General features: G+C 73.3%; 11 protein-coding genes. 10 read left to right on the top strand and 1 reads right to left on the bottom strand.

What is annotated here, in order from left to right; all coding sequences use genetic code 11:
• Positions 1 to 61: 61 nt before the first annotated feature.
• Genes ABD086_RS23140 through ABD086_RS23160 form a run of 5 tightly spaced genes read left to right on the top strand, consistent with a single transcriptional unit; the run spans position 62 to position 5,702 of the window.
• On the top strand, positions 62 to 1,492 hold the full coding sequence (locus ABD086_RS23140; protein ID WP_343910632.1) for an MFS transporter: 1,431 nt from the start codon (positions 62 to 64) through the stop codon (positions 1,490 to 1,492).
• A 2-nt stretch (positions 1,493 to 1,494) separates the two neighbouring features.
• Positions 1,495 to 2,295, top strand: coding sequence for an SDR family NAD(P)-dependent oxidoreductase (locus tag ABD086_RS23145; RefSeq protein ID WP_343910634.1), 801 nt, complete (start codon positions 1,495 to 1,497; stop codon positions 2,293 to 2,295).
• A complete protein-coding gene (locus ABD086_RS23150) occupies positions 2,292 to 3,671 on the top strand; it encodes an aldehyde dehydrogenase family protein (RefSeq protein WP_343910636.1) in 1,380 nt (459 codons plus the stop codon). Before ABD086_RS23145 ends, ABD086_RS23150 begins: the two co-directional genes overlap by 4 nt.
• Positions 3,672 to 3,709: 38 nt before the next feature.
• Positions 3,710 to 5,095, top strand: a complete 1,386-nt coding sequence (locus ABD086_RS23155; protein ID WP_343910638.1) for a UbiD family decarboxylase — start codon at positions 3,710 to 3,712, stop codon at positions 5,093 to 5,095.
• Positions 5,088 to 5,702, top strand: coding sequence for a UbiX family flavin prenyltransferase (locus ABD086_RS23160; RefSeq protein WP_343910640.1), 615 nt, complete (start codon positions 5,088 to 5,090; stop codon positions 5,700 to 5,702). Before ABD086_RS23155 ends, ABD086_RS23160 begins: the two co-directional genes overlap by 8 nt.
• A gap of 4 nt (positions 5,703 to 5,706) precedes the next feature.
• Here the strand turns inward: ABD086_RS23160 and ABD086_RS23165 are convergent, their stop codons facing one another.
• Entirely contained in the window at positions 5,707 to 6,264 is a 558-nt protein-coding gene (locus ABD086_RS23165; protein WP_343910642.1) for a PadR family transcriptional regulator, read from the bottom strand.
• Positions 6,265 to 6,333: 69 nt separating this feature from the next.
• Between ABD086_RS23165 and ABD086_RS23170 the strand changes: the two genes are divergently transcribed.
• From ABD086_RS23170 to ABD086_RS23190, 5 genes are read left to right on the top strand one after another with little or no spacing between them, the layout of a single operon-like run.
• Positions 6,334 to 7,905, top strand: coding sequence for a class I adenylate-forming enzyme family protein (locus tag ABD086_RS23170; RefSeq protein WP_343910644.1), 1,572 nt, complete (start codon positions 6,334 to 6,336; stop codon positions 7,903 to 7,905).
• Complete coding sequence (locus ABD086_RS23175) at positions 7,902 to 10,304, top strand: xanthine dehydrogenase family protein molybdopterin-binding subunit (RefSeq protein ID WP_343910646.1); 2,403 nt, start codon at positions 7,902 to 7,904, stop codon at positions 10,302 to 10,304. Before ABD086_RS23170 ends, ABD086_RS23175 begins: the two co-directional genes overlap by 4 nt.
• 2 nt (positions 10,305 to 10,306) lie before the next feature.
• Entirely contained in the window at positions 10,307 to 11,086 is a 780-nt protein-coding gene (locus ABD086_RS23180; RefSeq protein ID WP_343910648.1) for an enoyl-CoA hydratase/isomerase family protein, read from the top strand.
• 7 nt (positions 11,087 to 11,093) lie between these two features.
• Complete coding sequence (locus ABD086_RS23185) at positions 11,094 to 12,002, top strand: FAD binding domain-containing protein (RefSeq protein ID WP_343910650.1); 909 nt, start codon at positions 11,094 to 11,096, stop codon at positions 12,000 to 12,002.
• Positions 11,999 to 13,213: a 2Fe-2S iron-sulfur cluster-binding protein gene (locus ABD086_RS23190; protein WP_343910652.1), complete on the top strand. Its 1,215-nt coding sequence runs from the start codon at positions 11,999 to 12,001 to the stop codon at positions 13,211 to 13,213. The genes ABD086_RS23185 and ABD086_RS23190 overlap by 4 nt, the downstream gene beginning before the upstream one ends.
• Positions 13,214 to 13,221: the final 8 nt, after the last annotated feature.

The raw sequence follows: 13,221 nt of genomic DNA on the forward strand, positions 1-13,221 counted from the left end.
CAGACGGTCCGAAGCGGAGCGTTACGCCTGCGTGGACCGACTCCCGAAGGGATCACAGAGCATGGCTCAGCACCAACTGCCGTCCGGGTCGGTGGCGTCCGCGCCGTCGCGCGCGCCGCTCGCAGCGGCGTTCGCGTCCGTCGCGGGATGGGCCTTCGACCTCTTCGACCTCTTCCTGCTCCTGTACGTCGCAGGCCCGGTGGGCCGCCAGATCTTCCCGGCGCACAGCGAGACGCTCAGCCTCGCGGCGGTGTTCGCCTCCTTCGCGGTCAGCGTGCTCATGCGGCCCGCAGGTGCGGCCATCTTCGGCGAGCTCGCCGACCGCAAGGGCCGCAAGGCGATCATGGTCACCGTGCTGGCCGGCGTGGGCCTCTCGACGGCCGCCATGGGCCTGGTGCCGACGTACGCGACCATCGGCGTGGCGGCACCCGTCATCTTCATCGCGCTGCGGGTGGTCCAGGGCCTGTTCGTCGGCGGCGTCACCGCCACGACCCACACCCTCGGCACCGAGAGCGTCGGGCCCCGGTGGCGCGGCCTGATGAGCGGTCTCATCGGCGGTGGCGGCGCCGGCCTCGGCGCGGCGATGGCCAGCGTGGCCTTCATCGTGGTCACCCTCTTCTTCCCCGGCGACCGGTTCGACGAGATCGGCTGGCGGGTCATGTTCTTCACCGGCCTGCTCGGCGGCGCGCTCAGCCTCTTCGTGCTGGCCAAGGTCGAGGAGTCGCCGCTGTGGACCGCGGAGCAGGCGAAGGCGGCCGCCGCGCCGGTGCGTGCGCCGGCGAAGCGGATGCGGTTCCGCGACCTGGCGACCGGCCGGTACCGGACCATCCTCTTCATCAACATCGCCGTCGCCGCCGGTGCCGGCGCCCAGTACTACCTGACCTCGGGCTTCCTCCCCACCCTGCTCGACTCGGTCGTCGGCATGTCCGCCAGCAGCCGGGGGAGCGTGCTCCTGGTCGCCAGCCTGATCGTGGTCGTCGCCGCCACCGCCGCGGGGGAGCTGAGCGAGCGGGTCGGCCGCCGCAAGACGATGCTCGGCATCGGGGCGGTCAACCTCGTCGCCCTGCCGCTGATCACGCTGGCCCTGGCCAGGAGGGACCCGGGCGACACCGGCACCATCGTGCTGCTCGCCTGCCTGCTCGCCTTCCTCGCCAACGCGGCGTACGCACCGGTGCTGATCTTCCTCAACGAGCGGTACCCGACCGCGCTGCGTTCCCGCGGAACCGCGGTGTCCTGGAACACCGGGTTCATGCTCGGCGGGCTCACCCCGACGTTCGTGAACCTGCTCAGCCCCGGCATCGCCGACGTACCGGGCCGCCTGAGCATCTTCCTCGTCTGCTCGGTCGTCGTGTTCCTCGTCGCCGTCGGCATCAGCCCCGAGACCCGGGGAAACATCGACCGGCCCGCGATCGACGACGACGGGAGCCCCGTCGAGGCACCGGGCGGACCCGCCGTGGGTCTGCACGCCGACCGCGTCCACGAGGGGCGATGACGATGACGACGACAGCGACGACGACGGCCGCCACCGACGGTCTCACGGACCGCGTGGTGCTCCTGACCGGGGTCACCGGCGACATCGGGACCCGCTACCTCAACGCCTTCACCCGCGCGGGCGCCCACGTCGTGGCGGTCGACCTGCCCTCCTGCGAGAGCGAGGGACGGCGGCTGGCCGACGAGGCGGGCGCGACCGGTCCCGGCCGGGCGGTGTTCGTCGGCGGTGACATCACCGACGAGGCCGACGTACGCCGCGCCGTGGACGAGGCGGTGCAGCGGTTCGGCGGTCTGCACAGTGTCGTGAACAACGCGGCCGTCTACCGCACGCTGGGCGGCAAGCGCGCGCTCACCGAGCTGACCGCCGCCGACTGGGACCTCGTCCTGCGGGTCAACGTGGTCGGCACCTGGCAGGTCATCAAGGCCGCGGCTCCGCACCTGGCCGCGAGCGGCGACGGGCGCATCGTCAACATCGCCTCCGTCGTCTCCCGCAACGGCGCCCCCGGGTTCGCCCACTACGTCGCCTCCAAGGCGGCGGTCGAAGGGCTGACCCGAGCCGCGGCCCGGGAGCTCGGTGCCGACGGCACCACCGTGAACACCGTGTCCCCGGGTCTCGTCGACGACGCCGCGTCGCGAGAGCTCAACACCAGCGACTACCTCGCCACGGCAGCCGGCGCCCGTGCGATCCCGCGGCCGATGCTGCCCGAGGACCTGGTCGGCGCGGTGCTCTGGCTGGCCGGCCCCGCGGCGGGCTTCGTGACGGGTCAGACGCTCGTCGTGGACGGCGGGGGAGTGTTCGTGTGACCGCGGCCCTTCGACCCGTCGACCCGACGACCCTGGAGCCGCTCCCGCCGGTGCCGGCCGCGACACCGGAGGAGGTCGACGGCGCTGCCCGTGCCGCGGAGGCCGCCATGGCGGGCCCCTGGCCGCGCGACCACCGGCGGCGCGCGGAGGTGCTCCACGCCTGGGCCGACCTGATCGCCGCCGAGGCCGCCGAGCTGGCCGACGACCTGGTCCGGGAGACCGGCAAGGCCCGGACGGAGGCGTTCGCAGAGGTGGCCGGAAGCGTCGACGCGCTCCGGCTCAACTCCGGCCTGGCGCGCCTGCCGCTGGGCCGCGCCGGCTCCCTGCACGACGGCACGGAGGCACACCTGGTCCGCGAGCCGGTCGGCCCGACCGTCTTCATCACCCCGTGGAACTGGCCGGTGCTGCTGCTCCTGCGGGATCTCGCGCCGGCCTTCGCCGTCGGGGTGACCGCGCTGGTCAAGCCGGCGCCGCAGACCGTGCACGTCACTCGCCGCGTGATCGCCCTCGGTCACCGGGCGGGCGTCCCGACGGACGTGCTGCACTGCCTGCCGGGCGGTGTCGAGGTCGGAGCGGCGCTGGTGCGCCACCCTGCCACCGCAGCGGTGGCGATCACCGGGTCCACGCAGGCCGGCCAGGCCGTCATGCGCGACGCCGCCGAGACCATGACGCGGCCGCTGCTCGAGCTGGGTGGCAAGGCCTCCATGCTGGTGCTGCCGGACGGCGACCTCGAGACCGCCCTGGCCGCGGCGGCGCGGGCCGCGGTCGTGACCAGCGGGCAGATGTGCATGGCCTGCACCCGGGTGCTGGTGCACCAGGACCGGCTCGCGGATGCCGAGCGGCTGTTGCGCGAGGCGTTCTCCTCGATGGCCCCGGGGGATCCGCGCGAGCCCGACACGCTCTTCGGGCCGTTGATCTCCGAGCAGGCGATGGCGAAGGTCTCCGGCTTCGTGGACCTGGCGCGGAGCAGCGCGCGGCTGGTGGTCGGCGGCGAGCAGGTCCGGCCCGGCGGCCTGCCGGGGCACTTCCTGAGCCCGGCGCTCGTGGCCGACGTCGACACCTCGTCCCCGCTGGTCCAGGAGGACATCTTCGGGCCGCTGCTCACCCTGGAGTCCTACGCCGACGAGGCGGACGCCGTCCGGCTCGCGAACGCCACGCCGTTCGGCCTCGCCGCCTCGGTGTGGTCGCGCGACGTGTCCCGGGCGATGTCGGTCGCGCGGGCCGTCCAGGCCGGGACCGTCTGGGTCAACGGCTACAACCGCTCCTACGGCGAGATGCCCTCGGGCGGGATGCGGATGTCCGGGCTGGGCCGCACTCGCGGCATCGAGGGGCTCGAGCAGTTCACCGAGCTCAAGCACATCCACCTGTCCCTCTAGTCTCCGAACAGCGACTCCGCGATCCCACGGGAGGCACGATGTCCGATCACGACGAGGCCTGGCCGAAGGCCGCCGACCTGCGCGGCTGGATGACCCTGCTGGAGCAGCGCGGCGAGCTCCGCCGCCTCCGGGCGCGAGTCGACCCGGACCAGGAGGTCGCTGCCGTGCTCGAGCGGTGCGACGGCGACAGCGCGGTGCTCTTCGAGGACGTCGCCGGGGCCCGGTTCCCGCTGCTCGGCAACACCGTGGCGGTGCGTCGTCACTTCGCCGAGCTGCTGCAGTGCGAGCCCGGGGAGGTGGTACGCCGGATCGGCGCGGCGGTGGCCGCTCCGGTGCCGTGCCACGAGCTGCCACTCGACCAGGCGCCCGTCGCCGCCGTGGAGGAGGACGCCGCGGACCTCCTCGGCGACCTGCCGATCCCCGTGCAGCACGAGCGCGACGGCGGCCGCTACGTCACGTCCGCGCTGGTCACCGTGCAGGACCCGCGCACCGGCCGTACCAATCTCTCGATCAACCGGCTGCAGGTCTCCGGCCCGCGCGAGCTGCGCGCGCTGCTGCTGCCGGGAAGGCTGGCGGCCATCTTCGCCGAGCACGAGCGGCGCGGCGAGGACCTGCCGGTGGCGTTGTGCCTCGGCGTGGACCCCGCCCTTACGCTGGCCTCCCAGGCGCCTGCGGACGCCGACCTCGACGACCTGGAGATGGCCAGCGCGCTGCACCCGCGGCCACTGGACGTGGTGCGGCTCCCCGGTCATCCGACGCCGGTTCCCGCCCGCGCCGAGATGGTGCTGCTCGGCCGCCTCCTCGCCGGTCGCCGGGCGGAGGAGGGGCCCTTCGGGGAGTATCCCCGGACCTACGGTCCCGGTGGCCCCGCGCCCGTCATCGAGCTCACCCGTCGCTGGCGGCGCACCGATGCGGTGGCGCAGACCATCCTCTCGGGTGGGCGGGAGCACTTCTGGGTGGGTGGCCTGCCCCGGGAGGCGCGGCTGCTCAAGGCGCTCGCGGCAGCAGGCGCGGCCGTGACGGCCGTGCGCCTGACCGAGGCCGGCTCCTGCCGGCTGCACGCCGTCGTGTCGCTCCGCAACCCGCCGCCGGGGGCGGCGCACCATGCGGCCATGGCGGTGTTCGCCGCGCTGGCGCCGGTCAAGCTCGTGGTGGTCGTGGACGACGACGTCGACGTCTTCGACGACGAGATGGTGGGCTGGGCCGTGGCGACCCGCTTCCAGGCCGACCGGGACCTGCTCGTCGTACCGCGCACCCGGGGCGGGGGACTGGACCCTTCCGCGGACGGCCACGTCACCGCCAAGATGGCGCTGGACGCCACCGCGCCCGCGGACCGGCGCGACGAGCACGCCCTCATGCGGCCGCGCGTCGACCCGGGCCGGTTGCGCACCCTCCTCGACCAGCTGGAGTCGCCACGTGGCTGAGCACCCGCACGCCCTCGACGCGCCACTGCGCGTGATCGTCGCGATCACCGGCGCCTCCGGAGTCGCCTACGGGGTCCGGGCCCTCGAGCTGCTCGCGCAGCGCGACGTCGAGACGCACCTGATCATCACCCGGTCCGGAGTCGCCACGCTGAGCCACGAGACGGACCTCTCCGCACGGGACGTCAAGGAGCTCGCCACCGTCGTCCACTCGCCGTCGGACCTGGGGGCGTCGATCTCCAGCGGCTCCTTCCCGGTCGCCGGGATGCTCGTGGCGCCGTGCAGCGTGCGCACCCTGTCGGGGATCGCGAACAGCTACGACGAGGACCTCGTCGTGCGCGCCGCCGACGTCACCCTCAAGGAGCGCCGCCGCCTGGTGCTGCTCCTGCGGGAGACGCCGCTGCACGCGGGGCACCTGAGGCTGATGACCCAGGCGACCGACGCCGGCGCCATCGTGATGCCGCCGGTGCCTGCGTTCTACCACCGGCCCACCACCGTGGAGGCGATCGTCGACGACACCGTCCGACGCGCGCTGGACGTCCTCGGCCTCCCGCTCGAGCACGACCGGCGCTGGACCGGTGACGCGCGGCGGGCCGACGGGACCGGTTGAGGGATCAGGCCCCCCGGGCCTCCTCGAGCTGCTGGCGCTCGGCCCGCAGGTCCTCCCAGAACTTCAGGGCGGCGTGCTCCATCGCCAGCCCGAGCCGCAGCGGCACCATCCGCTCCGCGACGTCCGACCGGTCGCCGTACCGGGCCTGGATCCGCTCGTACGCCGCGATCCGCGCGCGGTGCTGGGTGACCTGCTCCTCGGCGAGCCGCTGGATGTCGACGGGCTCCGCGAACTCCCCGAAGAACAGCTTGAGCTCGGCGACGTCGCGTACCTGCAGCTGCTCCTCGGTGGGCTCCGCGAGCCACTCGCGTAACGCCGCCATGCCGCTGGGTGTCACCGTGTAGGTCTGGCGACGGCGACCGTCCTCCTCGCTCTCGACCTCCAGCAGGCCGAGGTCGACCAGGCGCTTGGGCTCGGAGTAGAGCTGCGCGTGCGGGAACGGCCAGAAGTAGCCGACCGAGTTCTGCACGGCCCGCTTCAGGTCGTAGGACGTGGAGGGTCCTCTCATCGCGACCATCCCGAGCACGACGTACGACGTGGGGGTCAGGCGAGCGGTTGACATGGTCCGAAGCGTACCGTAACGTGCTCACCGTACAGAACAGATCGTCCGACTAAGATGGTTGGAGGGCAGATGGATCTCGCGTCCGCGATGCGCTGGACCGCCGAGCGCTACCCCCACCGCGTGGCCGTGGGCGGTTCCCACCCGATGACCTACGCCGAGTGGAACGCGCGCACCGAGCGGGTCGCCCGGGCCCTCCACGACCTCGGCGCCGGCGAGGGCAGCCGGGTCGCTCTCCTGCTGCAGGGCGGGGAGCCCCTCGCCACGCTGCACCTCGCGGCGCAGAAGGCCCGCGTCGCGTCGCTGCCGCTGTCCACCCGGTTCGGGGCGGACGAGCTGGCCTACTGCCTCGACGACTGCGAGCCGGCGCTGATCGCGGTCGACGAGCACACCCACGACCTCGTCGTGGCCGCGCTCGGGCAGGTCCAGCGGGCGCCGCGCGTGGTGTGGGCGGGCGATCCGGACCACGCCCCGGAGGGCGTGGCGTCGGTGTGGCGGGCGGCCGACCGGGCCCCTGGTACGCCGGCCCCGGGCGTGCCGGACGAGCGCGACGTCAGCGTCATGCTCTACACCTCGGGCACCAGCGGCCGACCCAAGGGCGTCCCGCGGACCCACCGCGCCGAGCACCACGCCGCCGTCGCCCACCTGGTGCAGACCGGCCACGCCCCGGGGGAGCGGACGCTCGGCGTGATGCCGCTGTTCCACACCATGGGACTTCGCACGCTGCTCTCCAGCGTGCTCGCCGCCGGCACCTGGGTGCCGCAGGCGCGGTTCGACGCCGAGCAGTCGCTCGACCTGATCATCCGGGAGAAGGTGGGCGCGCTGTACCTGGTGCCGACCATCTACTGGTCGCTGCTGCAGACCGGCCGGCTGGCCGAGGCCGCCAGCGTCCGGAAGCTCGCGTACGCCGGAGCGGCGATGACGCCCACGCTGGCCGAGCGGCTCACCGACGCCGTGCACCCCGAGCGGTTCGTCAACCACTACGGCAGCACCGAGATCTACACCTTCACCATCGGCCCGGACAACGCCGCGAAGCCGGGCTGCGCCGGTCGCGCCGGCATCTTCTCGCGGATCCGGCTCGTCGACCCCGACCCGGAAGCGTCCCCCGACCAGGTCGTCGCCGAGGGGGAGCGGGGCCAGGTGATCGCGTCCCTGAGCAGCCCGGAGGCGTTCGCCGGCTACTGGAACCGTCCGGACGCGGACCACAAGTCCATCCGCGACGGCTGGTACTTCACCGGCGACCTCGCGGTGGCCGACGAGGACGGCGACCTCTGGGTCTCCGGCCGCGTGGACGACATGATCAACTCCGGCGGGGAGAACATCTACCCCGAGGAGATCGAGCGCGCCCTGGCGGCCAGCCCCGACGTCGACGAGGTGATCGTGGCCGGCACCGCCCACGACAAGTGGGGACACGCCGTGACCGCCTTCGTGGTCGGCAAGCCGGGTGTCTCGCCCGAGCAGACGCTCGCCGCGGTGGGGGAGTTCGCCCGCGCGGGCTCCGGCCTGCCCTCCATGAAACGGCCCAAGCGGTATGTGGTCGTCGACGAGATCCCCAAGTCGGCGGTCGGCAAGATCCTGCGCCGCCAGCTGACCGAGGGCCACTTCACCGTGCTCGCGGACTCCGAGGAAGGAAGTCAGGCATGACCGGACTCGCCCGCGTGGAGGACGCCGCACTGCTCACCGGGCAGGGGCGCTTCCTCGACGACCTGGACCCGCTGCCCGGCACCCTCGTGGCGGCGGTGGTCAGGAGCCCCCACGCCCACGCCAGGATCCGCGCGGTCCACCTCGAGGCCGCTCGCAACCGCCCCGGCGTGGCCGCGGTCATCGGTCCCGACGAGGTGCTCGAGACCCTCAAGCCGTTCCCGCTCTCGGTGAAGACGCCGCACCCCTACTACCCCACCGCCACGGACAAGACCCGGTTCGTGGGCGAGCCGGTCGCCGTGGTGGTCGCCACCGACCGCTACCTCGCCGAGGACGCCGCGGAGCTCGTCGAGATCGACTACGAGCCGCTGCCCGCGGTGGTCCGCACCGACAAGGCGCTGGAGCCGGACGCACCGCTGCTGCACGACGAGGCGGACAGCAACGTCGCCACCGACCGCACGTTCAGCTTCGGCGAGGTCGACGCGGCGTTCGCCGCGGCCGACCGGGTCGTGACCCGCCGCTACTCCTTCCCCCGCTACTCGTCCACGCCGATGGAGTGCTACTCGGTGGTCGCGGAGTGGCGGGACGGCGTGGCCGGTCCCGAGGTCACCGCGCACGCCAACTTCCACGGCCCGTTCTCGATGGCGCCCGTGGTGGCCGGGGCGCTCGGCATCCCGACCTCGTCCCTGCGGCTGGTGGTGCCGGCCGACATCGGCGGCAGCTTCGGCATCAAGTCCGGGGTCTACCCGTACATCGCCCTCATGGCGCTGGCCAGCAAGCACGCCGGCCGGCCGGTCCGCTGGACCGAGGACCGGCTCGAGCACCTGCTCGCCAGCTCCGCCGGGTCGGACCGGCTGATGACGTTCGAGGCCGCGGTCGACGGGGAGGGCGTGGTCAGCGGGCTGCGCGTGGACCTCGTCGACAACGTCGGCGCGTACCTCCGCCCGCCGGAGCCCAGCACGCTGTACCGGTGCTTCGGCAACATCACCGGTGCGTACAAGATCGACTCCGTGGCGATCCGGGCCCGGGCCGTGGTCACGAACAAGGCGCCGACCGGGCTGAACCGGGGCTTCGGCGGCCAGCAGCTCTACTTCGGCCTCGAGCGCCTGATGGACGACATCGCCCGCGAGGTCGGGCTCGATCCGGCCGAGGCGCGCCGCCGCAACATGGTGACCGCGGACCTGTTCCCGTACGCGACGCCGAGCGGGGGCATCTACGACTCGGGCGACTACCACCGCGCCCTCGAGCTCGCTCTGGAGAACGCGGGCTACGAGCAGCTGCGGAAGGTCCAGCGCACCGCCCGTGAGAACGGCGAGTGGATGGGCATCGGGGTGGCCACGATCGTGGACCCGTCCGCGACGAACATCGGCTACGTCGGCCTGGCCACCCCGGTGGCGGACCGCACGGCGCGGCGCGGCAAGTCCGGATCGACCGAGCACGTCCGGGTGACCGTGGACCCGCAGGGCGTGGTCAGCGTGCTGCTCGGCACCGTCCCGCAGGGACAGGGCCACGCCACCGTCGCCCGCGAGCTGGTCGCCCGGCACCTCGGCCTGCCGGTCGAGCAGGTGCGACCGCGCGTCGAGATGGACACCGACAGCACGCCGTGGACGATCAGCTCGGGCAGCTACTCGTCCCGGTTCGCGCCGTTGCTGACCAGCGCCCTGCTCGAGGCCGCGGACCGGATCGCGGAGACCATCAAGGTCGCCGGCTCGGTGCTGCTCGAGGAGGACCCGGCGTCGCTCGAGCTGGCCGACGGGATGGTCCGGGTCGTCGGGTCGCCCGAGCGGGCGGTCGCCTTCCGGCACGCCGCCGGCCTGGTGCACTGGGATCCCGGGTCGCTGCCGGACGGCTTCTCCGCCCGGCTCTACGAGGAGGCCGCGTTCACGCCGCCCCAGTCCAAGGCCGCGTCGCGCACCGACCAGATCAACTCCAGCCTGTGCTACGGGTTCGTGGCGGACGTCGTCGTCGTCCGCATCGACAAGGAGACGCTCGCCGTCACGGTCGAGGACCTCAGCACCGTCCACGACGCGGGCACGATCTTGAACAAGACCCTCCTCGAAGGACAGGTGCACGGGGCGATCGTGCAGGCGCTGGGGGGCGCGATGTTCGAGGAGATGACCTACTCCGACTCCGGCCAGCCGACCGCCGGCACGTTCATGGACTACCTGTGCCCCACCTCGGCGGAGTCCACCTTCCCCCTCACCAGCGACCACGTGGAGACGCCGTCCCCCCTGACCCGGCTCGGCGCCAAGGGTTCCGGTGAGGGCAGCTCCATGAGCCTCCCGGTGGCCATCGCGAACGCCGTGGCCGACGCGCTGGCCGACGAAGGCGTCGAGATCACCTCGCTGCCGCTGCACGGAAACGTCCTGCACGACCTCCTCACCCGCTCGAAGGGAAACTGACCATGGCACTCACCGGCGGACAGATCCGGCTGGAGCACAGCCACGACGGCCGCGTCGCCCACCTGATCATCGACAACGGCCGCTACAACATCATCACGATGGAGACCCGGCAGGTGATGGCCGACCGCTTCGCCGAGATCGACGCGGACGCCAACGTGCAGGTCGTCGTGATCCGCGCCGAGGGCGAGCACTTCACCTCCGGCGGCGACATCGCCGGGTTCATGGAGGTGGAGCCCTTCGACCTCACCGACCTCGGGCAGAACATCACCGCCGCGGCCCGCAGCCCGAAGCCGGTCGTCGTCGCGATCGACGGCTACTGCTTCGGCGTGGGACTCGAGCTCGCGCTGTCCGCCGACATCCGCATCGCGACGGACCGGTCCCGGTTCGCGCTGCCGGAGATGAAGCTCGGGATGATCCCGGGCAGCGGCGGCACCCAGCGCCTGGCCCGCCTGATCGGGCTCTCGCGGGCGAAGTACCACATCCTGACCGGCGAGCGGATCACCGGACAGCAGGCTCTCGACTGGGGGCTGACCTCGCACAACTGCGCCGACGCCGCGGAGCTGGAGAAGACCCTCGACCACGTGGTCACCATGCTGCTGAGCTACTCGCCGGCGGCGATGCGGACGGCGAAGGAGGTCCTCGACCGGGGCATCGACGGACCGCTGTACACCGGCATCGAGCTGGAGCGCAAGGCGTACTCGATGCTGCGCGCCACGCACGACTTCGCCGAGGGCGTCGCCGCCTTCGGTGAGAAGCGAGCGCCCAGGTTCGAGGGCCGGTGACCAGCTGATGAAGGCCGCCCCGTTCGCCTACGTGCGCCCCGGCTCCTTGGAGGAGACCGTCGCGGAGCTCTCCCGTGACGGCGCCAAGGTCCTCGCCGGGGGGCAGTCGCTGGTGCCCGTGCTCGCGATGCGGCTGGGGCGACCCAGCCAGCTCGTCGACATCAACGCGGTCCCGGAGCTCGACCAGCTCACCAGCCGCGACGGTGCCCTCCGCGTGGGTGCGACGGTGCGGCAGCGCCGGCTGCAGAACGACGACCTGTCGGCGCGCGTGCCGCTGCTGCGGCTGGCACTGCCGTGGATCGGGCACCGCGAGATCCGCAGCCGCGGCACGGTGTGCGGCAGCATCGCCCACGCCGACCCCTCCGCGGAGCTGCCGGCGGTCGCCTCGTGCCTCGAGGCGACCATGGTGCTCACGAGCGCGCGGGGACGGCGGGAGGTCGCCGCAGGCGACTTCTTCAGCGGCGCGCTGTCGACCGCTGCGGAGCCGGACGAGCTGCTCACCGAGGTGAGCTTCCCGGCGGCCGGGCCCGGTGAAGGCTTCGGCTTCGGCGAGTTCGCCCGCCGGCACGGTGACTTCGCGCTCGCGGGGGTCGCCGTCCGCGTCACCGCCGGTGACGGCGACCGGCCGACCGCCCGCGCCACCTGCTTCGGGGTGTCGGACGTGCCCGTGAGCGCGGACGTCTCCGAGCGGCTCGGCGCCGCCCTCGACCGGACCGGCGCCGCGCCGGCCCGGGCCGACCTGCACCGCGCGCTCGGCGACCTCATGGAGGAGGTGGCTCTCGACGTGGTCGACACCGGCGGCGACAGCCACGCCAGCCCCGCCTACCGGCGCCGGCTCGTCGCCGCGCTCCTGGCCCGGGAGATCGCCCGGGCGTACGCCGACGCGACCCGTTCCCGGGAGGGGAGCACCTCATGACCTTGCCGAAGAGCTACGAACGGACCGAGGCGGACCAGTCCGTCGAGGTCACCATGACCGTCAACGGCAGCGAGGTGTCGCTGTCCCTGCCCGCCCGGGTCACGCTCTCGGACGCGCTGCGCGACCACCTCGGGCTGACCGGGACGCACGTCGGCTGCGAGCACGGGATCTGCGGCATGTGCACGGTGCTGGTGGACGGCGAGGCCGCCCGGGCCTGCCTGCTGTTCGCGATCCAGCTCGACGGGGCCGAGATCACCACCGTCGAGGGTCTGGGCCGGCAGGACGACCTGCACCCGCTCCAGGAGTCGTTCGGACGCCACCACGGTCTGCAGTGCGGGTTCTGCACCCCCGGCTTCCTGATGAGCTCCTACGACCTGCTGACCCACGAGCCCGACGTACGCCGGGAAGACCTGCCCGCCGAGCTGTCCGGGGTGCTGTGCCGCTGCACCGGCTACCGCAACATCATCGACGCGGTGGACGAGGTCGCGCAGGCGCATCGAGACGGCCTGCCCGGACCCGGCAACTGCGGTCGACGCACGCTGGTGGGTCGGGGGACGTCCGGGTCGTCGGGATCGAGCCCTGCCGAGGCCGAGCCCGCCGCCCGGCCGGAGGAGACCGCCCGGCCGGAGGAGATCACGCTGCCGGAGGGCGACCCGACGGTCCGCATCGACGTGACCAGCCAGCTCGGCTCCGCACCCGAGGACGTCGCCCGCGTCTTCGGCGACATCCGGCTGCTGGCCCGCTGCCTCCCGGGTGCGGAGCTGACCGACGACCTCGGCGAGGCGTGGTACCGCGGACGCGCCCGGGTCGCGCTCGGTCCGGTCCGCCTGACCTTCAACGGCATCGCCCACGTGCTCGAGCAGTCCGGCGAGCGGATCGTGATGCGGGCGCAGGGCAAGGACACCGGAGGCGGCGGCGCGCAGGCCGGCATCGTCATGTCCGCCGTCCCGGCCGAGGGCGGGACCGTGCTCGAGGCGCGCGCCGACGTGTTCCTGACCGGCCGGATCGCCGGCTTCGGCCGCTCCCTCGCCGGCGACGTCAGCCGGCGGATGTTCGAGGACTTCGCCCGGGCGCTGGACCGCGCCGCCGCGGGAGAGGAGGCCGGACCCGAGAGCCGCCCACCGGGCGCGTTCTCGCTGCTGTTCGCCGCCCTCCTGGAACGGGTGCGAGCACGGTTCGGGCGCCGCCGTCGCGGGGTGCCGCGGTCCTGAGCCTCCGG

It is taken from the genome of Nocardioides aquiterrae (assembly GCF_039526625.1).
In the GTDB taxonomy this organism is placed as follows: domain Bacteria; phylum Actinomycetota; class Actinomycetes; order Propionibacteriales; family Nocardioidaceae; genus Nocardioides; species Nocardioides aquiterrae.

Bases quoted from the DNA above. Each gene is read 5' to 3' on its own strand.
- ABD086_RS23175 (WP_343910646.1), top strand. From the start codon at position 7,902: ATGACCGGACTCGCCCGCGTGGAGGACGCCGCACTGCTCACCGGGCAG.
- ABD086_RS23140 (WP_343910632.1), top strand. From the start codon at position 62: ATGGCTCAGCACCAACTGCCGTCCGGGTCGGTGGCGTCCGCGCCGTCG.
- ABD086_RS23180 (WP_343910648.1), top strand. From the start codon at position 10,307: ATGGCACTCACCGGCGGACAGATCCGGCTGGAGCACAGCCACGACGGC.
- ABD086_RS23185 (WP_343910650.1), top strand. From the start codon at position 11,094: ATGAAGGCCGCCCCGTTCGCCTACGTGCGCCCCGGCTCCTTGGAGGAG.
- ABD086_RS23145 (WP_343910634.1), top strand. From the start codon at position 1,495: ATGACGACGACAGCGACGACGACGGCCGCCACCGACGGTCTCACGGAC.
- ABD086_RS23165 (WP_343910642.1), bottom strand. From the start codon at position 6,264: ATGTCAACCGCTCGCCTGACCCCCACGTCGTACGTCGTGCTCGGGATG.
- ABD086_RS23155 (WP_343910638.1), top strand. From the start codon at position 3,710: ATGTCCGATCACGACGAGGCCTGGCCGAAGGCCGCCGACCTGCGCGGC.
- ABD086_RS23190 (WP_343910652.1), top strand. From the start codon at position 11,999: ATGACCTTGCCGAAGAGCTACGAACGGACCGAGGCGGACCAGTCCGTC.
- ABD086_RS23170 (WP_343910644.1), top strand. From the start codon at position 6,334: ATGGATCTCGCGTCCGCGATGCGCTGGACCGCCGAGCGCTACCCCCAC.